Below are 19,742 nucleotides of genomic sequence, written 5' to 3' on the forward strand. Positions count from 1 at the left end.
TCTTCGCGGCTAAAGCCGCTCCCACAGGGTACGAGGATCGCTTGCGAATTCAGTTATCTGTCGCGCAAGGCCATGGGATTGAGGCTTCAGCCCAGCAACTGGCTCAATACCGCACGCAACTTCCCCGGTTTGACAGGCTTGTTCAGCATCGGCGCACCGAGCTTGTTCAAGGAGCGTCGGCACTGATCGCTGCGGTCGGCAGTGATGATCACCGCGGGAATGGCGGCGCCGAAATGTTCACGCAAGTGCCTGACCACCTCGCAGCCGACAACACCGTGGTCCAGGTGAAAGTCCGCCAGGATCAATTCCGGTGCCCGCCCCTGCAAGGCCAGCAAGGCCCCGGCCTGATCGGTCGCGGTAACCACTTCGCAGCCCCACTGCCCGAGCAGCGCGCCCATGCTCTCGAGGATGCTCACTTCGTTGTCCAGTACCAGCAGGCGGCGGCCCGGCAACGGGTTGCCGGCGCCCGGCTGCGGCGCGACCTGGTGGATAGGCAGCGGCATGGCTTCGCCGATCGGCACGTCGATGCTGAACATCGAGCCACGCCCCGGCCACGAACGCACCTCGATGCGGTAGCCGAGAATCTTGGCGATCCGCTCGACGATCGCCAGCCCCAGGCCCACGCCCTTGCGGTCGGCGGCGCGGCCTACGTCCAGTTGGTTGAACTCGAGGAAAATGGCCTGCAGCCGATCCGCCGCGATGCCCCGCCCGGTATCCCACACCTCCAGGCGCAAGTGATCGCCGCGGCGCCTGGCCCCCAGCAGGATCCTGCCCTCGTCGGTATAACGGCAGGCGTTGCTGAGAAAGTTGCGCAGGATACGCGTCATCAGCCGCAGGTCGGTACTGATGGCGTAGTCGCCAATGCGCGCGCGCAGCTTCAGGCCTGCCGCATCGGCCACCGTGCGAAACTCCGAGACCAGTGGCCCGAACAGTTCGTCGAGGCGGTACAGCGCCACGTCCGGCTTGACCGCCGCCTGGTCGAGCCGGGAAATGTCCAGCAGGTCGGTCAGCAGGTCTTCGGCGCCCTCCAGGGCCTGGTGGGTACGCTCCACCAGCACCTTTTCCGCGTCTGGCAGTGGCCTTTCGCGCAAGGTCGAGATCAACAGCCGCGCGGCATTCAGCGGTTGCAGCAGGTCATGGCTGGCGGCAGCGAGGTACTTGTCCTTGCTGCGGTTGGCGGTTTCCGCGGCGTCGCGGGCATCGCGCAGGGCGCGGGCAATCTGTTTGCGCTCGGCGATCTGCTGTTGCAGGTTGCGGTTGGCCTCCAGCAGTTCATCGGTGCGGGCGGCCACCCGTTGCTCGAGTTCGTCATTCAGTTGCTGCAGGCGCTGCTGGGCCAGCTTGCGTTCGGTGATGTCGGCGACAAACCCTTCCACCAGCCCTTCCTGGCCGGGCTTGAGCAACAGGTTCATCAGCACATCGAGGTGGCTGCCATCCTTGCGCCGCAAGCGGGTTTCATAGCCGTGCAGGCTGCGTTCACGGGCGAGGGTCGCGGTGATGGCGTGCAACTCTTCGGCCCCGCCGACAAACAGGTTGGCGGCAAGGTCCGTCAACGGAAACAGCAACGCTTGCGGGTTGTCGTAACCCAGCATGCGTGCCAACGCCGGGTTGGCGGCACGCATGCCGTCTTGCAGGCTGGCCTGGAAAATCCCGTGCACGGCGTTTTCGAACAGCCACTTGTAGCGGTTGCGTTCGGCCTCCAGTTCGTCCAGGCGCGCCGCCAGCTCCGGGTAATGGCTCTTGCGCGCCGAGTGGTCGCCCAGCCCCAGCAGCCCGGCCAGCGCCCGTTGCTGCTCGTCAGAGGGCCTCGCCATAGACCACCTCGACATCACGCTGGCTCGACGCACGCGGGTTGGTGAGGATGCACGGGTCATCCATCGCATGTTGCGACAGGAACGGGATATCGGCCGTGCGCACCCCGTGCAGGCCCAGGGTTTCGTGGAAGCCGATGGCATGCTTCAGGGCGATCAGGTGCTCCACCAGGCGCGCGCAGATCTGCCGGTGGTTGAGGCCGCGGCAGTCGATACCCAGCACTTCGGCAATCACCTTGAAACGCTCCGGTGCCGAGCTGTAGTTGAACGCCACCACGTGTTCCACCAGCACCGCATTGCACAGGCCATGCGGCAGGTCGAGGAACCCGCCCAGGCTGTGCGACATGGCGTGGACCGCACCCAGGATCGCATTGGAAAACGCCAGCCCCGCCTGCATGCTGCCCAGCATGATCTTCTCGCGCAGGGCGATATCGGTGGGGTTGGCGATCATTTCCACCAGGTTGCCGTTGATCAGGCGCATGGCCTCCAGCGCATGGGGGTCGGTCAGCGGGCCGTGGCCGGTGGAAACGAAGGCTTCGATGGCATGCACCAGCGCATCGATACCGGTGCAGGCCGACAGGAACGGGTCCATGCTCAGGGTGGTTTGCGGGTCGATCAGCGACACGTCCGGCACCACCGCCTTGCTGACGATGGAGAACTTCATGCGCTCCTGCTGGTTGGAAATGATCACGAACTGCGACACGTCCGCCGAAGTGCCGGCCGTGGTCGGGATCAGGATCAGCGGTGGGCTGGGCACGCGGATCATGTCCACGCCTTCGAATTCGAGGATGCTGCGCCCGTGGGCGACCACGATGCCGATGGCCTTGCCGCAATCCATCGGGCTGCCGCCGCCGACCGCGACAATCACATCACAGTGGTTCTGCCGGTAGATCTCGGCACCGAGCATCACCTCTTCGACCCGTGGGTTGGGTGATACGGCGCTGTACAGGCAGTAGTCGATGCCCTGGGCCTCCAGGCTGGCCTCCACGTCTGCCACCCAACCGGCAGCAATCACACCGGGGTCGCTGACCACCAGCACCTTGCGCGCACCGAAGGTCTTGGCGTAATTGGCGACATTGTGCCGGCAGCCGGCACCAAAGATGATCTCGGGCGAAACGAACTTGCGAAGCGGGCTGAAACTCTGGCTCATCGGTAAGCCTGTTCTTATTGTTCTGGAAGGTAACCGCCAGCGTAAAGCATCCCGTAGCGAAAGCAACCAGACCAAAGCGTGACCACGGCTCATTCGATCCAGTACTTGGCACGGGCCACCTCCAGGAACGCCAGGATGTCCTCGTCGAGCCCCGGCACACCGGGGAAGCGCTGTGCCAGGCGGTCGATGACAGCCGCCACGCTGCGCTGGCCGTCCAGCAACTCGAGCACCCAGCCGGCACTGGCATTGAGCTCGATGATGCCCTCGGGGTACAGCAGCACATGGCACGCCTGGCACGGCTCCCAGCGCAGGCGAAAGCCCTTGCGCAAGGCCAGGGCTTGTTCGCGATCGATCAGGTTCACAACAGGCTTGCTCAGTGAAGACCCGGCCATCGCGGTGATGGCCGGACAGGCATCAACGATTGGCGAAGTACATCGTCACTTCGAAGCCGATGCGCAGGTCGGTAAAGGCGGGTTTAGTCCACATGGGGCATTCCTCTTCTTGGTGCCGGGCGATTCCGGTAGAGGCATTAATGCACGAGGGGCGGCGGGGCCGAATGCTACTTTGGGACAGGTTTGCGGGGTGCGTTGGTAGGAAGGCAGCGACAAGCCGAGGAGTAATGTGTTGCTGTGCTGGCCTCATCGCCGGCAAGCCAGCTCCCACAGGTACTGCATGGGCCTTGAACCTTGTGCAGTACCTGTGGGAGCTGGCTTGCCTGCGATGGGCTGCAAAGCAGCCCCCGAGGCCATCCCAGGTTTTAGAAGAAGCCCAACGGGTTGATGTCGTAGCTCACCAGCAGGTTCTTGGTCTGCTGGTAGTGATCGAGCATCATCTTGTGCGTCTCGCGGCCCACCCCGGACTTCTTGTAGCCACCGAACGCGGCATGCGCCGGGTACAGGTGGTAGCAGTTGGTCCACACGCGCCCGGCCTTGATCCCACGGCCCATACGATAGGCACGGTTGATGTCACGGGTCCAAAGCCCCGCGCCCAGGCCAAACTCGCTGTCGTTGGCGATCGCCAGGGCTTCGGCTTCGTCCTTGAAGGTGGTCACGCCCACCACCGGGCCGAAGATCTCCTCCTGGAACACGCGCATCTTGTTGTTGCCCTTGAGCAAGGTCGGCTGGATGTAGTACCCGCTGGCCAGGTCGCCGTCGAGCCGCTCGGCAGCGCCACCGGTGAGCAACTGCGCGCCCTCCTCCCGGGCAACCTGCAGGTAGGAAAGGATCTTGTCGTATTGCTGCTCCGAGGCCTGGGCACCGACCATGGTCGCGGTGTCCAGCGGGTTGCCACGGGTAATCCTGGCGATCTTCTTCATCACCTCGGCCATGAACGGCTCGTAGATCGACTCCTGGATCAGCGCCCGCGACGGGCAGGTGCACACCTCGCCCTGGTTGAAGAACGCCAGCACCAGGCCTTCGGCTGCCTTTTCGATGAACGCGGGCTCGGCCTGCATGATGTCTTCGAAGAAGATGTTCGGCGACTTGCCGCCCAGTTCGACGGTGGACGGGATGATGTTCTCGGCCGCGCACTTCATGATGTGCGAGCCCACCGGGGTGGAACCGGTGAAGGCGATCTTGGCGATGCGCTTGCTGGTGGCCAGGGCTTCGCCGGCTTCACGGCCAAAGCCCTGGACGATGTTCAGCACGCCTGCCGGCAGCAGGTCGGCGATCAGCTCGGCGAAAATGGTGATCGACAGTGGCGTCTGCTCCGCCGGCTTGAGCACCACGCAGTTGCCGGCGGCCAGGGCCGGGGCGAGCTTCCAGGCGGCCATCAGCAGCGGGAAGTTCCACGGGATGATTTGCCCGACCACACCCAGCGGCTCGTGGATATGGTAGGCCACGGTGCCTTCGTTGATCTCGGCGGCGCCGCCTTCCTGGGCGCGGATGCAGCCGGCGAAATAGCGGAAGTGGTCCGCCGCCAGCGGCACGTCGGCGTTGAGGGTTTCGCGCACGGCCTTGCCGTTGTCCCAGCTTTCGGTAACGGCCAGTACTTCGAGGTTCTGTTCGATGCGGTCGGCAATCTTCAGCAACACCAGGGCGCGGTCCTGCACCGAGGTCTTGCCCCAGGCCTCGGCAGCGGCATGCGCGGCGTCCAGGGCCTGCTCGATGTCCTGGGCGCCGGAGCGCGGGAACTCGGCAATCGGCTGGCCGTTGACCGGCGAGCTGTTGGTGAAGTACTGGCCACCCAGCGGCGGCACGAATTCACCGTTGATGAAGTTGCCGTAGCGTGGCTTGAAGGACACGATGGCGCCTGGGGTTCCGGGTTGTGCGTAGATCATGCTGAGCCTCTGCGGGTCGATGCCTGTCCGGCGACAGGCGATGGGCCGATGGTAAAAAGCCCCGCCTGCCGGGCGAATGCATCGTTGGCAGCGGGGCTCTCGTCATTTGGTAGTAGGGCCGCTTGCCGCAGGGTCTGCTGCAGCAAGCGGCGGGTTATCGGCTTAGCGACTGGCGCTTGCCGTTTGCAGCTGCTTGGGCAGCTTGAAGGTCCAGAGCATGCCGCCCTGGTTGAAGTCCTTGACCCGCTTGGCCACTTCGCCGCCCCACAGCGGCACCGCGCCGCCCCAGCCGGAAACCACCGAAACGTACTGTTCGCCGTCCATTTCCCAGGTCACTGGCGAGCCGAGCACGCCGGAGCCGGTCTGGAACTCCCAGACCTTGTCGCCGGTCTTGGCGTTGAACGCCTGCAGGAAGCCTTCCGGCGTGCCGGTGAACACCAGGTTGCCCTTTGTGGTCAGCACCCCGCCCCACAGCGGCGCGAAGTTCTTGTGGCGCCATACTTCCTTGCCGCTGACCGGGTCGATGGCGCGCAGCACGCCGATGTAGTCTTCGTTGAGCGGCTTGATGGTGAAGCCGGCGCCAAGGAACGCCGCGCCCTTCTTGTAGGCGATGCCTTCGTTCCAGATGTCCATGCCCCACTCGTTGGACGGCACGTAGAACAGCCCGGTGTCCTTGTTGTAGGCCATCGGCATCCAGTTCTTGGCACCGAGGAACGCCGGCGCCACGAACACCGAGCTGCCCTTGGCCTCGCTACCCGGCGCCCCCGGCCGGCTGGCCTCGTTGTAGATCGGCCGGCCGTCCTTGTCCAGGCCGGTGGCCCAGGTGATCTTGTCGACGAAGGGGAAGCCGCGGATGAACTTGCCATTGGTGCGGTCCAGCACGTAGAAGAAGCCGTTGCGGTCAGCGGTGGCGGCGGCCTTGACCTCCTTGCCGCCGTCCTTGTAGTTGAACGAGATCAGCTCGTTGACGCCGTCGAAGTCCCAGCCGTCATGCGGCGTGCTCTGGAAGTGCCACTTGATGGTGCCATCGTCGGGGTTCAGGGCCAGGCGCGACGAGGAATACAGGTTGTCGCCCGGGCGCAGGTGCGAGTTCCACGGTGCCGGGTTGCCGGTGCCGAACAGGATCAGGTTGGTTTCCGGGTCGTAGTAACCGCCCAGCCAAGGCGCCGCACCACCGGTCTTCCACAGGTCGCCGGGCCAGGTCTTGCCTGCCTCGCCGCCGGAAATGCCGTTTTCGATCGCCTTGCCGTCCTTGTACACGTAGCCCATGTGCCCTTCCACGGTCGGGCGCATCCACAGCAGCTCGCCGTTTTCCGGGTTGTAGGCCTGGATCTTGCCCACCACGCCAAACTCGCCGCCGGCAACGCCGGTGATCAGCTTGCCGTTGACGATCATTGGCGCGGCGCTGATGGAGTAGCCTTCCTTGTGGTCGGCCACCTTCTTGCTCCATACCACCTTGCCAGTGTCCTTGTTCAGCGCCACCAGCTTGGCATCGAGGGTGCCGAAGAACACCAGGTTGCCGTACAGCGCCACGCCGCGGTTGATCACGTCGCAGCACGGGCGGATGTCATCGGGCAGGCGCGCATCGTATTGCCACAGCTTCTTGCCGGTACGGGCGTCCACGGCGAACACCCGCGAGTAGGAGCCGGTCAGGTACATCACCCCGTCCTTGACCAGCGGCTGGGCCTGCTGGCCGCGCTGCTTCTCACCACCGAAGGAAAACGCCCAGACCGGCCGCAGGTCCTTGACGTTGTCGGTATTGAGCAGGTTCAGCGGGCTGTAGCGCTGGCCCTGCACGCCCAGGCCATTGGTCACGATCTGCTGCGGGTTCTTCGGGTCCTGGAGAATTTCTTCATTGCTGACAGCGGCGTGGGCTGCACCGGCAAGCAGCATGGCGCTGAGCACCAGGCTCAAGGCGAACACGGGACGACATGTGGATCGGGTCATGACGGCTACCTTTGGTTTTTTTGTTGTATCCGGGAAAACTTCCCGGTGTGTCGGGAATTCTTGGTCCCGACCTGCTTGCCAACAATTGCCCGCAGTGCTGAGTTTTCTAGTTCCTTGGTAGCAGTGAACCTACGCGGTTCCCCCCTGTGGGAGCGGCCTTGTGTCGCGAAAGGGCTGCAAGGCAGCCCCGGCGATTTCAGCCATCGGCACAAATTCTGGGGCCGCTTCGCGCCCCTTTCGCGACACAAGGCCGCTCCCACAGGGGGCCGCGTTACACCCTCAGATTGGGGGTTTGGCGTCGACGCGCCGCAGCTGTTGGCGCTCGTAGCGGGGGTACAAGTGGCTGACACTGCGAATCAGCTCGTATCGGGTCAGGCTGATACCGGCAAACCGCTCGGGTATCGGGCTGCGGATCATCTCGGCCATGTCATCGCCACGCGCCGCGCCGTCACGCATCAACCCATCCAGCCAGCCCAGGTAATCACGCATCTGCGCAAACGGCCGGGCATCGCTGGCCAGCGGTCCGTGACCGGGTACCAGCTGCTTCCAGGGCAGCGCTTGCAAGGTGTCCAGGTCCTTCAGCCACACCTCCAGCCCCGGGCTGTTGGGCGTGGTCAGCGCGCGCTCGTGGAACACCAGGTCGCCGGCGAACAGCACGCCAGTGTTTTCATCCAGAATCGCCAGGTCGGCACCGGTATGCCCGCCCAGCGCCAGCAGCCGCAGGCGGTGGCCACCCACCTCGTGAATACCCGGCTCCAGCACCCGGGTCGGCAGCACCACCTCGGTACCGCGCATCCAGTCGCCGACCAGGCGGTACATGTTTTCGGCCATGGCCTCGCCCTGCTGGCGCAACAGCTCGCCGGTATCGGCCAGGGCGCCGATGGGCACATCGGCAAAGGCCTGGTTGCCCAGCACATGGTCGGGGTGATGATGGGTCAGCAGCACTTCGACCACCGGCTTGTCGGTGGTGGCGGCAATGGCCTGGCGCAAGGCTTCGCCGTAGCGTTTCGACGGCCCGCTGTCGATCACCACCACCCCGCTGTCGGTGACGATGAACGCGGTGTTGACGATATTGCCGCCGTTGTCCTTGGCGAAATTGTCGGTGCTGCCCTCCAGCAGCCAGGTGCCCTCGGCGATCTGCCGGGGCTTGAGCCGATAGTCCAGGTCTGCCCAGGCCGGCAGGCCCAGGCACAGCAGCAACAGCAGAATGCAACGCATGACGGGCGCCTCTGGTCAGGGATGGAGTCGGGCAACGCGTTCAGGGCACTGCCGCCTCGAACTGGTTGCCGCTGTTGTCCTGCAACACCAACCGGGTCGGCCCGGGGCCCTGGATGTCGAAGCCCAGGTTGGGGTTTTCGCTGACCGCCGGGTACAGTTCCAGGCTGGCCAGGCGCTGGCCGTCCGCGCCTTGCAGCTCGGCATGGTTGAGGAAGAATTCGGGAATGCCGCTGACCAGGCCGTTGTCCATCGGGTGGGCCACCTGCAGGCGCAAGCGGCTGCTGTCGCCGCGCGGGTAGCGCCCGCCCAGGACTTCACCGAGGTGTTCCTCCCAGCCGGGCTGAGTGCGTACCACGCTGGGCGCGGTACAACCGCCGCCGGCAGCATCGATCAGGGTCGAGCCGACATGCCACAGGCCGTCGCGGGTCAGCACCGCGGCACGCAGCGGTGTGGCCTGTTCGACGCGGATGCGGATCGACAACCAGGGCAGCACGCGCTCGCCGGGCTGGAAGTCGACAATGCGCGGCAGCGGGTTGAGTTCGGCCCAGGCGATGATCCGCACCACTTCGCCGCTGAACGCCCGAGCGTCGATCTCCAGCGGCACCTGGCGGGCGTCCTCGGCAAACGGCGGCGCCAGCAGCTTGACCCGGTCATCGAACACGAATGCGGCCTGGCCCAGCAGCTGCTTGTGGTAGAAGTCCCACATCACCGACGGCACCGGGTCCTTGTGGTTACTCGGCTCGCTGGCCTGGGCTTGTGCGGCCCAGGGCACCCAGCAGGCCAGCAGGAAAGTCGCTCGCCAGTTCATCGCCCACTCCTTTTGATCAACGCAAACCTGGCTGACAGTGCACGGTCCTTGTGGGAGCGGGTTCACCCGCGAACACCGGCGAAGCCGGTGCCATATACCGCGTCGCATTCTTCGCGGGTGAACCCGCTCCCACAGGGGGATGTGTTGCTTTTACAAACTCACAAGCCTGCGAAGCTTGTTACTGATACATTTCCGGCACCTGGTAACGCAGGCCATAACTGGCATAAATCGCCTTCATCCGCCCATCGCGAATCAACGCCTCAAGCGCCTCCTCCACCGCATAGGCCAGCTGCCGGTTGCTTTCATGCACCGCCATGCCGATCTCCCAGGCCTGCTTGCCAAGGTTCGGGTAGGCGTTTTCCGCCAGGGCCAGTTGCGGGTCGGCGGCCTGGTGCAGTTGCCAGTCAACCTCGCCGCGCATCGCCATCACCGCGTCCACCTGGCCGGCCTGCATGGCACCGAAGGCTTGCTGCACATTGGGGTAATGATGGGTCCTGGCGCTGAGCATGCCGTTGAACACGGAAGTCAGGTAGAACGACGGCACGCTGTCCACCTCGACCCCGATCGGGTGTTGCTGGAACACCGCGACACTGGCCACCGAGGCCAGGCGGCGGCGATCATAGGCGACCTGCCAGCGCTCCTCCTGATAGGGGCCGAACATCACCACCTGGGCGTTTTCCAGCTCGCCCACCTCATTGCGCCGCTGCGCGTAGGCATGGTCGTACGGCACCCGCATCATCAGGTCGGCCAGTTGCTGGTGGCGCAGCGGGCTGCCACGCCAGATATAGTCGCGCAGATCGTCGTCGAGCTTCTCCCCAGGTGGCGCCCAGATCAGCTGCAAGCGCACCCCCAACGCCGTGGCCAGGGCCTGCGCCAGTTCCACGTCGACACCGCGCGGCTGGCCGTGGTCCTCGAAGCTGTAGGGCGCAAAGTCCTTGTACACCGCCACCTTCAGTTCGCCAGCGGCGATGATCGCGTCGTAGCTGCGCACCTGCGCCTGCGCCGCTGCGCAACACAGCAGCAGGCCGCTCAACAGCACCGCCAACAGACGCATGGCCGTCACTCCTCGACGTGCACGCTGTCCAGGTAGGTGCGCACCGCCCACAGGGCCTCCTGGCTCAGGTAGTCGGCCATTTTCGGCATGTACACCCGGCCGTCGCGGACCGCACCATGGCGTACACGCTCGACGAACCATTCATCCCCGGCCTCGCCGGCATCGAGCATGCGCAAATCCGGAGCGATGCCCCCCGACTTGGCCTCCAGGCCATGGCAGGCGGCGCAGTTCTGGTTGTAGGCCGAGGCACCGATTTCCACGGCCTTGTCGTGCTCGGGAGAGCTGCGGTACGGGTTGACCGCCGCCCAGCCATCGCCGTCCAGGGTTACGCCAGCGTCCTTGATCGGGGTCAGGCCCTTGGTTTCCACGGCCTGGGGCACCACATTGCCATGTGCCCAGGCAGTGCCGGTCAGCACTGTACTGGCAAGCAGCCCGGCAGCCAGCAAGACGTTGCGTTTTGTTGTCATTTTTATGCCCTCACGAATGCACGCAAGGCCTCAACCACAGAGGCCGTGTCGCCATCTTAGAAACAGCCCGCAGGCGGCCGAATGCTGCTTTGGTGGCCGCGCCTTACTCCCTTGGTAGTAGGGCTTGTGGCGAAGGGCCAAATGAGGTGCCCTGCGGGAACTATTCCCGGCAAGGGCGGGACATTTTCCGTATCCGGCGACGCCCGCCCCGTCCACCCTGTGCAGGCCAAAACCTCCACTGGGAACTGCAACCATGACAACAAGAACGCTACCCGCCCTTTCCCCTCTGGCCCTGAGCGTGCGGGCCTTGCTGCTGGCCGGTAGCCTGGCCCTGGGCAGCGTGGCCACGGCAGCCACCACCCCTGCGGCACCTGCCAGCAAGAACGTGACGTGGGAAGACATCGCCAACGACCACCTGACGACCCAGGATGTGCTGCAGTACGGCATGGGTACCAACGCCCAGCGCTGGAGCCCATTGGCCCAGGTCAATGACAAGAACGTGTTCAAGTTGACCCCGGCGTGGTCCTATTCCTTCGGCGACGAGAAACAACGCGGCCAGGAATCCCAGGCCATCGTCAGCGACGGCGTGGTCTACGTCACCGGCTCCTATTCGCGGGTGTTCGCCCTCGATGCGAAAACCGGCAAGCGCCTGTGGACCTACAACCACCGCCTGCCGGACAACATTCGCCCCTGCTGCGATGTGGTCAACCGCGGCGCAGCGATCTACGGCGACAAGATCTACTTCGGCACCCTCGACGCGCGGGTCATCGCCCTCGACAAGCGCACCGGCAAAGTGGTGTGGAACAAGAAGTTCGGCGACCACGCCGCCGGCTACACCATGACCGGCGCCCCGGTGCTGATCAAGGACAAGACCAGCGGCAAGGTACTGCTGATCCACGGCAGCTCCGGCGATGAATTCGGCGTGGTCGGCCAACTGTTCGCCCGCGACCCGGACACCGGCGAAGAGGTGTGGATGCGGCCCTTCGTCGAGGGCCACATGGGCCGCCTGAACGGCAAGGACAGCACGCCGACCGGTGACGTCAAGGCGCCGTCCTGGCCGGACGACCCCACCACCGAAACCGGCAAGGTCGAAGCCTGGAGCCACGGCGGCGGCGCGCCTTGGCAAAGCGCCAGCTTCGACCCCGAGACCAACACCATCATTGTCGGCGCCGGCAACCCTGGCCCCTGGAACACCTGGGCGCGCACCTCGAAGGACGGCAACCCGCATGACTTCGACAGCCTGTATACCTCAGGGCAGGTCGGCGTCGACCCGAGCACCGGTGAGGTGAAGTGGTTCTACCAGCACACGCCCAACGATGCCTGGGATTTCTCCGGCAACAACGAACTGGTGCTGTTCGACTACAAGGGCAAGGACGGCAAGCTGGTCAAGGCCACCGGCCACGCCGACCGCAACGGCTTCTTCTATGTGGTGGACCGCAGCAACGGCAAACTGCAGAACGCCTTCCCCTTCGTCGACAACATCACCTGGGCCAGCCACATCGACCTCAAGACCGGGCGCCCGGTGGAAAACCCCGGGCAGCGCCCGGCCAAGCCGCTGCCGGGAGAAACCAAGGGCAAGCCGGTGGAGGTCTCGCCACCCTTCCTTGGCGGCAAGAACTGGAACCCCATGGCCTACAGCCAGGACACCGGCCTGTTCTACATCCCTGGCAACCAGTGGAAGGAGGAGTACTGGACCGAAGAAGTGAACTACAAGAAGGGCTCGGCCTACCTGGGCATGGGCTTCCGCATCAAGCGCATGTATGACGACCACGTCGGCACCCTGCGCGCCATGGACCCGAGCACCGGCAAGCTGGTGTGGGAGCACAAGGAGCAGTTGCCGCTGTGGGCCGGCGTGCTGGCGACCAAGGGCAACCTGGTGTTCACCGGCACCGGCGACGGCTTCTTCAAGGCCTTCGACGCCAAGACGGGCAAGGAGCTGTGGAAGTTCCAGACCGGCAGCGGCATCGTCTCGCCGCCGATCACCTGGGAACAGGACGGCGAGCAGTACATCGGCGTGACCGTGGGCTACGGCGGCGCGGTGCCGCTATGGGGCGGTGACATGGCCGAACTGACCAAGCCGGTGGCCCAGGGCGGTTCGTTCTGGGTGTTCAAGATCCCCAACTGGGACAACAAGACTGCACAGCGTTGACTGCCTGAGTTGACGCATCACTGGGGCCGCTCTGCGGCCCCAGGGTGCATACCCGACTTCACATTGAGAGCCTTTCGCCATGAACTACCTGCCACTTGCCTTGCTGATCGTGCTGGCCCCTGCCATGGCCGAGAATGCCGACGACGCTGGCAACGATACCCCCCTGATCATCAACGGCTGCGTGATTGCCGAAGCCAGCCAGTGCCCGGGGGCCGACCTGCGGGGAGCCAACCTGGCCAACCAGGACCTGCGCAAGATGAACCTGGCCGGCGCCGACCTGCGCGATGCCGACCTGCGCCATGCCCGGCTGGACCTGGCCAACCTAGAAAAGGCCAGACTGCAAGGCGCCAACCTGACGCGCGCCAGCCTGCAGCAGAGCAACCTGCGCCTGGCCGACCTGAGCCATGGCCGGCTCGTGGCCATTCAGGGCTGGGGCCTGTTTGCCCAGGGTGCGCAATTTGCCAAGGCCGACCTCAGCGCGGCCTACCTGCAGTTCGCAAGGTTGTCAGGGGCGAAGATGCAGCAGGCCAACCTGCGCGCGGCGGACCTGGAAATGGCCTGGCTGAGCAAGGCTGACCTGCAAGAGGCCGACCTCGGCGATGCCAACCTGCAGGAGGCCAAGTTTGGCCAGAGCAACCTGGCCCGCGCCGACTTGCGCGGGGCGCGGCAGCATTACGGGAATTTTCAGGAGGCCAACATGGAGGGGTGCGAGGGGTGCCCCGACACCTGGGACAATTGAGCAAAGCGTGCTTGGGCACATTGTTCCCCTGTGGGAGCGGGTTCACCCGCGAACACCGGCGAAGCCGGTGCCATATACCGAGTCGCCTCATTCGCGGGTGAACCCGCTCCCACAGAGTCACTGCTAAATCCATTAGTCATATGTTGGCCTTCAAAGAAACCTCACCCCGCCACCCGCACCACCCCCAGATCAATCCCCAGATGCACCAGCTCGGCATGGGAACTGACCTGCAACTTGCTCTTGAGCAAGGTCAGGTGGTTGGACACGGTCTTGGCGCTGATGCACAGCTGCTCGGCAATCCCCCGCACCGGTGTGCCCTTGGCCAGCATCATGAAAATCTCCAGCTCACGCTGGGTCATGCGCTGCAAGCGCGGGTCGCTGGCATTCTGCTGTGAGGTGCAGGCCAGCTGGGTGGCCAGGGGCTGTTCGATATAGGCATGCCCGGCCAACACCCGCTGCACCGCCTCGATCAGCACTTCGGGCGCCGAGTTCTTGGTCAGGTAGCCCGAGGCACCGGCATCCAGCGCCTGGCGCACCAGCGGCAGTTCGTCATGCATGCTGAAGAACAGCACCCGCAATTGCGGCAGGCGCTGGCGCAGACGCCGGGTGGTTTCCAGGCCGCTGATGCCAGGCAGGCCGAAGTCCATGATCACCAGGTTGGGCACCTGCTCCTGAACCCGGGCCAGCGCCTCTTCGCCACTGGCAGCCTCACGCACCTGTACTGTCGGCAGCACTGCCCGCAACAGGCTGGCATAGCCCTGGCGGACCACGGCGTGGTCATCGACCAACACGATATTCATCACACCTCCATGGGAATGTTCAGGTCCAGCGCCCAGCCGGCCCCCGGGCGGCTGAGGATGCGCAGTTCACCGCCCAGGCTGCGGGCGCGCTCGGCCATCGAGTGCAGGCCTACCCCGGGGCGCTGGGGCTGGCTGGCACCGCAACCGTTGTCGCGAACCAGCAGGCGCAAGCCCTTGGCGCTGCGTTGCAGGCGCACCCGCACCTGGCTGGCGCCGGCGTGCCGGGCGACGTTGGTCAATGCCTCCTGCAGCAAGCGATACAGATGCGTCCTGCTCGGCCCGGGCAGCGCCGGCAGCTGCTCGCCGACCCGCAGGCGGCAATCGATACCCTGGCTGGCCTGCCATTGGCTCACCAGCAGGCCAAAGGCTTCGGCCAGCGGCATGTGCTGCAGCGCCAGCGGGTACAGGTCGTGTACCAGGGCGCGGAAACCTTGCTGCAGGCGTTCGCAATCGAGCTCCAGGGTACGTGTCGTCTGCGCCACCACGGCCGGCTGGTCGGCAACCATGCGCAGCAGGCAGAGCTGGGCCCGAATACCCGCCAGGTATTGCCCGAGGTCGTCGTGCAGCGTCTGCGCCAGCTGGGTGCGCTCCTGCTCCTGCACCGCCAGCAGGGCCTGGGTGAGTTGGGTATTGTCGGCCCGGGCCTGCTGCAGAGACGCGGTCATGCGGTTGAAATGCTCGGCCAGCTGGCGCGCCTCCGGCAGGCCGGCCTCGCGCAGGCGTGCGGTCAATTGCCCACCCGAGACCTGGCGCAAGGCCTGCAGCAGCTCGTCCAGCAGGCCCATGCCCCGCCGCACCGCCCAGCGGATGGTCAACAAGCTCAGCAACAACGCCAGGCCGCACAGGACCAACAACTGCTGCAGCGAGTCGCGGACTTCGTCGATTTCATCCCGCGCATCCACGGCGATCATTACCCGGCGGCCGTCACCCAGCTCCAGCAGCCGGCTGCTGTCATGGCGCTGGCCAAGCAGCTGGCGGCCCAGCCAGCCATCCAGGCCGGCCTCCTGTGGCAGCTGCGCAGGTTCATCCGCCGCCAGCCAGTGCACCCGCACATGGCGCAGGCTTTGCGTCAGCCGTGGTTGCAGGCTCTGCGGGGCGCGTTCGGCGGTGTCCCCGAGGTACGCCACCACGGCTTGCGCCGATTGCAACTCCCGCTCCACATCAGCCACCGCCTGGCGCAACAGCACCCCGGCACAGGCCAGCGTCACCAGCGCGAAGCAACAGGTGACCCAGAGGTTGATTCGCCACAGGGCCGACAGGTTGACAAGGCGCATGGGCAATTCTCCTGCAGGGGGCTGCGGCTCATCGTAAAACCCGGGCCCGTGTGGTGAATTACTACCTTGGTACCGGCCGAGCGCTACTTTCTGCATATTTCCCCCTCCCGGCGGGCTTCCTATGCTGGCGCCATCTGCCGTGGAGTTGCCTTATGCGCCAGCCTGCCCACCTTGCCCTGACCTGCCTGCTGGCCCTGGCCGCGACGCTTTCTGCGAGCCCGGCGCCCGCTGCGCAGGCCCAGGCCGCAGAACCGTTGCAGGTGCGCATCGGCTACCTCGGCTATCGCCCCGATCCCGGCCCGCTGCTGTCCAACATCCTTCCCGAGCCCACCGATGCCGGGCTGCAGGGCGCCGAACTGGCGATTGTCGACAGCAACAGCAGCGGGCGTTTTCTCAAGCAGGAATTCCACCTGGCCAATGCCAGCGTCGACAGCCCCGAAGCCCTGCTGCAAGCCGCCAAGGCCCAGCACAACCAGGGCCTGCGGCTGTTCGTGGTGAATGCCCCCGCCGCCAGCCTGCGCGCGCTGTCTGCCGCCCTGCCCGACAGCCTGCTGTTCAACGCCGGCAGCCCGGACGACAGCCTGCGCAGCAGCCAGTGCCTGGGCAATGTGCTGCACAGCCTGCCCAGCCGCGCCATGCTGGCCGATGCCCTGGCGCAGTTCCTGGTGCTGCGCAAATGGCAGCGAGCGCTGTTGATCGTCGGCCAGACCGACGACGACCGCGCCTACGCGGCGGCCCTGCGCCGGTCCATGAAGCGCTTTGGCATGCAGCTGGTCGCGGAGAAAGCCTGGACATTCGACAACGACCAGCGCCGCAGCGCCCAGGCCGACATGCCGCTGTTCACCCAAACCGCCGAGTACGACGTGGTGCTGGTGGCCGACGAGCACGGCGACTTCGGCGAGTACCTGCCCTACCAGACCTGGTACCCGCGCCCGGTGGCCGGCACCCAGGGCCTGACCCCCACCGGCTGGCACAAGACCGTGGAAACCTTCGGCGCGGCGCAGTTGCAAAAGCGCTTCGAAGCCCAGGCCGGGCGCTGGATGAACGACCGCGACTTCGCCGCCTGGATGGCCGTGCGCAGCATCGCCAGCGCAGTGAGCAAACTGCGCCAGGCCGACCCCCGCGCCCTGCAGCAACTGCTGCTCAGCGAGCAGTTGCCGCTGGACGGTTTCAAGGGCCGCAAGCTCAGCTACCGCCCGTGGAACGGCGAGCTGCGCCAGCCAATCCCGCTGGTGCAGCCGCGGGCCCTGGTCAGCACCTCGCCGCAGGAGGGCTTCCTGCACCCGTTCAACGAAATGGACAGCCTGGGCTACGACAAGCCCGAAGTGACCTGCGGCTACCCCTGACCCGATAACCACAACAAAAAGGATTTCGCCATGCGTCGCTCCCCGTTTCACCGGGCACTGCTTTACCCCAGCCTGCTGTCGGGCGCCCTGGCGCTTGCCGGCGGGCACGCCGTGGCCGCCACCGCCTGGGTGTCGAACGAGAAGGACAACAGCCTCAGCCTGATCGACATGCAGACCCTGCAAGTCACCGAGACCCTGCCGGTGGGCCAGCGCCCGCGCGGCCTGCTGCTGTCCCACGACAACACGCTGCTGTACATCTGCGCCAGCGATTCGGACCGGGTGCAGGTGATGGACGTGGCCACCCGCAAGATCATCAAGGAGCTGCCCTCCGGCAAGGACCCCGAGCAGTTCGCCCTGCACCCCAACGACCGCTGGTTGTACGTGTCCAACGAGGACGACGCGCTGGTGACAGTGATCGACACCCAGACCGACAAGGTACTCGGGCAGATCGACGTCGGCATCGAGCCCGAAGGCATGGCGGTGAGCCCGGATGGCAAGTGGGCGGTCAACACCAGCGAAACCACCAACATGCTGCACTGGATCGACACCAGCACCCAGACCCTGGCGGACAGCACCCCGGTGGACCAGCGGCCGCGCTTCGTCGAGTTCAGCCAGGACGGCTCGCGGCTGTGGGCCTCGGCAGAAATCGGCGGCACGGTGACCATCCTCGACGTGGCCAGCCGCCAGGTGCTGAAAACCCTCAACTTCCAGATCAAGGGCGTGCACCCGGACAAGGTCCAGCCGGTAGGCATCAAGCTCAGCGCCGATGGCAAGTACGCGTTCGTCGCCCTGGGCCCGGCCAACCATGTGGCGGTGGTCGATGCCAAGACCTACGAAGTACTCGACTACCTGCTGGTGGGCCGGCGGGTCTGGCAACTGGCATTCACCCCGGACCAGAGCCAGTTGCTGGCTACCAACGGGGTCAGTGGCGACGTTTCGGTGATCGATGCAAAAAACCTCAAGGTGCTCAAGTCGGTGAAGGTCGGCCGCTACCCCTGGGGCGTGGTGGTGACGCCATGAATACCCTCGAAGTCAGTGACGTGAGCTTTGCCTACGGCCAGCGCGAGGCGCTCAGGCAGGTCGGCTTCAGCCTGGCGCCCGGGCGTTTCGCCGCCTTGCTGGGCCCCAACGGCGCCGGCAAGTCGACCCTGATCGCCCTGCTCACCCGGTTGTACGACCTGCAGCATGGCGACATCCGCGTGTGCGGCTGCTCGCTGCGCAACGCCACACGCCCGGCCTTGCGCCAGCTGGGCGTGGTGTTCCAGCAAAGCACCCTGGACCTTGACCTGAGCGTGGAGCAGAACCTGCGCTACCACGCCTCGCTGCATGGCCTGTCGCGGCGCCAGGGCAATATTCGGGTCGATGCCGAACTGGCCCGCCAGGGCCTCGATGAACGGCGGCGTGAGCCGGTCCGGGCGCTGAACATCGGCCATCGACGCCGGGTGGAGATTGCCCGCGCGCTGCTGCATGAACCGCGTTTGCTGTTGCTCGACGAGGCCAGCGTCGGCCTTGACCCGGCCAGCCGCCTGGCGCTCAACCAGCACCTGCGGCTGCTGTGCCGCGAGCAGCGCCTCAGTGTGCTGTGGACCACCCATCTGCTGGACGAAGTGCAGCCCAGCGATGACCTGCTGATCCTGCATCAAGGGCGCCTGGTGGCCAGCGGCACGGCCGACGCCCTGAGCCTGGAGCACGGCGGTGACCTCGACCATGCCTTTGCCCGCCTGACCAGCACCCCCACAGGAGCCAATGCCCGATGAACGCTTACTGGCAGTGCTTCAACGGCATTCTCCTGCGCGAATGCCTGCGTTTCGTCCTGCAGCGCACCCGTTTTCTCAGCGCCCTGGTGCGCCCGCTGCTGTGGCTGCTGGTGTTCGCCGCCGGCTTTCGCGCGGCCCTGGGCATTGCGATCATCGAGCCCTACGACACCTACATCCCCTACGAGGTGTACATCATCCCGGGCCTTGCCTGCATGATCCTGCTGTTCAACGGCATGCAGGGCTCGCTGTCGATGGTCTATGACCGGGAGATGGGCAGCATGCGCGTGTTGCTGACCAGCCCATTGCCGCGGCCCTTCCTGCTCGGCAGCAAGCTGCTGGCAACCTCGTTGATCTCCCTGCTGCAGGTGTACGCCTTCCTTGCCATCGCCTGGTTGTATGGCGTGCAGCCACCGGCTGCAGGCCTGTTGCTGGCGCTGCCGGCGCTGTTGCTGGTGGCGCTGATGCTCAGCGCTCTTGGGCTGTTGCTGTCGAATGCGATTCGCCAGCTGGAGAACTTTGCCGGGGTGATGAACTTCGTGATATTCCCGCTGTTCTTCCTGTCCTCGGCGCTGTACCCGTTGTGGAAGATGCGCGAGGCCAGCCAGTGGCTGTACTGGCTGTGTGCAGTGAACCCGTTCACCCATGCCGTGGAGCTGGTGCGCTTTGCCTTGTATGAGCGCTTCAACCCGCTGGCGCTGGCGGTATGCCTGGGGCTGACCGTGCTGTTCACCCTGCTGGCGATCCTTACCTTCAACCCCCAGCATGCGGCGCTGCGCAAGCCGCGCTGATTGGCAGCTGTCTCCCTCCGGCCCCTTCGCCGAACCCGCTGAAGGAACACGGTCCGTGTGGGAGCGGGTTTACCCGCGAAGAAGACAACGCGGTGCATGGCACCGGCTTCGCCGGTGTTCGCGGGTAAACCCGCTCCCACAGGGATCGCGCATGCA

General features: G+C 65.4%; 18 protein-coding genes. 6 read left to right on the forward strand and 12 right to left on the reverse strand.

What is annotated here, in order from left to right; translation table 11 throughout:
- Positions 1-86: 86 nt before the first annotated feature.
- The 10 genes from RYH74_RS16160 to pedF form a co-directional block, all read right to left on the reverse strand.
- Positions 87-1,814 carry a NahK/ErcS family hybrid sensor histidine kinase/response regulator gene (locus RYH74_RS16160; protein WP_317409742.1) on the reverse strand — a complete coding sequence of 576 codons (1,728 nt, stop codon included), beginning with the start codon at positions 1,812-1,814 and terminating at the stop codon, positions 87-89.
- Positions 1,798-2,961: an alcohol dehydrogenase-like regulatory protein ErcA gene (ercA, locus tag RYH74_RS16165; RefSeq protein WP_317409743.1), complete on the reverse strand. Its 1,164-nt coding sequence runs from the start codon at positions 2,959-2,961 to the stop codon at positions 1,798-1,800. The genes RYH74_RS16160 and ercA overlap by 17 nt, the downstream gene beginning before the upstream one ends.
- An 89-nt stretch (positions 2,962-3,050) precedes the next feature.
- Positions 3,051-3,323, reverse strand: a complete 273-nt coding sequence (pqqD, locus tag RYH74_RS16170; RefSeq protein ID WP_317409744.1) for a pyrroloquinoline quinone biosynthesis peptide chaperone PqqD — start codon at positions 3,321-3,323, stop codon at positions 3,051-3,053.
- A gap of 52 nt (positions 3,324-3,375) precedes the next feature.
- Positions 3,376-3,447, reverse strand: coding sequence for a pyrroloquinoline quinone precursor peptide PqqA (pqqA, locus tag RYH74_RS16175; protein ID WP_003253598.1), 72 nt, complete (start codon positions 3,445-3,447; stop codon positions 3,376-3,378).
- A gap of 271 nt (positions 3,448-3,718) precedes the next feature.
- Positions 3,719-5,239 carry an aldehyde dehydrogenase family protein gene (locus tag RYH74_RS16180; protein ID WP_025339552.1) on the reverse strand — a complete coding sequence of 507 codons (1,521 nt, stop codon included), beginning with the start codon at positions 5,237-5,239 and terminating at the stop codon, positions 3,719-3,721.
- Between the two features lie 162 nt (positions 5,240-5,401).
- On the reverse strand, positions 5,402-7,186 hold the full coding sequence (pedH, locus tag RYH74_RS16185; protein WP_317409745.1) for a PQQ-dependent alcohol dehydrogenase PedH: 1,785 nt from the start codon (positions 7,184-7,186) through the stop codon (positions 5,402-5,404).
- A 279-nt stretch (positions 7,187-7,465) separates the two neighbouring features.
- A complete protein-coding gene (locus RYH74_RS16190) occupies positions 7,466-8,404 on the reverse strand; it encodes a quinoprotein relay system zinc metallohydrolase 1 (protein WP_286100071.1) in 939 nt (312 codons plus the stop codon).
- Between the two features lie 40 nt (positions 8,405-8,444).
- Entirely contained in the window at positions 8,445-9,212 is a 768-nt protein-coding gene (locus RYH74_RS16195; RefSeq protein ID WP_075045525.1) for a quinoprotein dehydrogenase-associated SoxYZ-like carrier, read from the reverse strand.
- Between the two features lie 178 nt (positions 9,213-9,390).
- Entirely contained in the window at positions 9,391-10,266 is an 876-nt protein-coding gene (locus RYH74_RS16200; protein WP_084785210.1) for a substrate-binding periplasmic protein, read from the reverse strand.
- Positions 10,267-10,271: 5 nt separating this feature from the next.
- The gene (pedF, locus tag RYH74_RS16205; protein ID WP_286100073.1) at positions 10,272-10,733 is read right to left on the reverse strand and encodes a cytochrome c-550 PedF; all 462 of its coding nucleotides are present in this window, start codon (positions 10,731-10,733) and stop codon (positions 10,272-10,274) included.
- A 253-nt stretch (positions 10,734-10,986) separates the two neighbouring features.
- Here pedF and exaA point away from each other — a divergent pair, with 253 nt between their 5' ends.
- Together exaA and RYH74_RS16215 are read left to right on the forward strand one after the other, a co-directional pair.
- On the forward strand, positions 10,987-12,882 hold the full coding sequence (gene exaA, locus RYH74_RS16210; protein WP_317409746.1) for a quinoprotein ethanol dehydrogenase: 1,896 nt from the start codon (positions 10,987-10,989) through the stop codon (positions 12,880-12,882).
- Positions 12,883-12,961: 79 nt separating this feature from the next.
- A complete protein-coding gene (locus RYH74_RS16215; protein WP_317409747.1) occupies positions 12,962-13,621 on the forward strand; it encodes a pentapeptide repeat-containing protein in 660 nt (219 codons plus the stop codon).
- 161 nt (positions 13,622-13,782) lie between these two features.
- Here the strand turns inward: RYH74_RS16215 and RYH74_RS16220 are convergent, their stop codons facing one another.
- Together RYH74_RS16220 and RYH74_RS16225 are read right to left on the reverse strand one after the other, a co-directional pair.
- The gene (locus tag RYH74_RS16220) at positions 13,783-14,421 is read right to left on the reverse strand and encodes a response regulator transcription factor (RefSeq protein WP_085663371.1); all 639 of its coding nucleotides are present in this window, start codon (positions 14,419-14,421) and stop codon (positions 13,783-13,785) included.
- A complete protein-coding gene (locus RYH74_RS16225) occupies positions 14,421-15,695 on the reverse strand; it encodes a histidine kinase (protein ID WP_025339561.1) in 1,275 nt (424 codons plus the stop codon). The genes RYH74_RS16220 and RYH74_RS16225 overlap by 1 nt, the downstream gene beginning before the upstream one ends.
- Positions 15,696-15,847: 152 nt before the next feature.
- Between RYH74_RS16225 and RYH74_RS16230 the strand changes: the two genes are divergently transcribed.
- Genes RYH74_RS16230 through RYH74_RS16245 form a run of 4 tightly spaced genes read left to right on the forward strand, consistent with a single transcriptional unit; the run spans position 15,848 to position 19,586 of the window.
- Positions 15,848-17,041: an ABC transporter substrate-binding protein gene (locus RYH74_RS16230; RefSeq protein ID WP_075045531.1), complete on the forward strand. Its 1,194-nt coding sequence runs from the start codon at positions 15,848-15,850 to the stop codon at positions 17,039-17,041.
- 30 nt (positions 17,042-17,071) lie between these two features.
- Positions 17,072-18,061, forward strand: a complete 990-nt coding sequence (locus tag RYH74_RS16235; protein WP_085588077.1) for a YVTN family beta-propeller repeat protein — start codon at positions 17,072-17,074, stop codon at positions 18,059-18,061.
- Positions 18,058-18,798: an ABC transporter ATP-binding protein gene (locus tag RYH74_RS16240; protein ID WP_085706128.1), complete on the forward strand. Its 741-nt coding sequence runs from the start codon at positions 18,058-18,060 to the stop codon at positions 18,796-18,798. The genes RYH74_RS16235 and RYH74_RS16240 overlap by 4 nt, the downstream gene beginning before the upstream one ends.
- Positions 18,795-19,586: an ABC transporter permease gene (locus tag RYH74_RS16245; protein ID WP_013972167.1), complete on the forward strand. Its 792-nt coding sequence runs from the start codon at positions 18,795-18,797 to the stop codon at positions 19,584-19,586. The genes RYH74_RS16240 and RYH74_RS16245 overlap by 4 nt, the downstream gene beginning before the upstream one ends.
- Positions 19,587-19,742: the final 156 nt, after the last annotated feature.

It is taken from the genome of Pseudomonas sp. LSJ-87 (assembly GCF_032971465.1).
GTDB lineage: Bacteria > Pseudomonadota > Gammaproteobacteria > Pseudomonadales > Pseudomonadaceae > Aquipseudomonas > Aquipseudomonas putida_Z.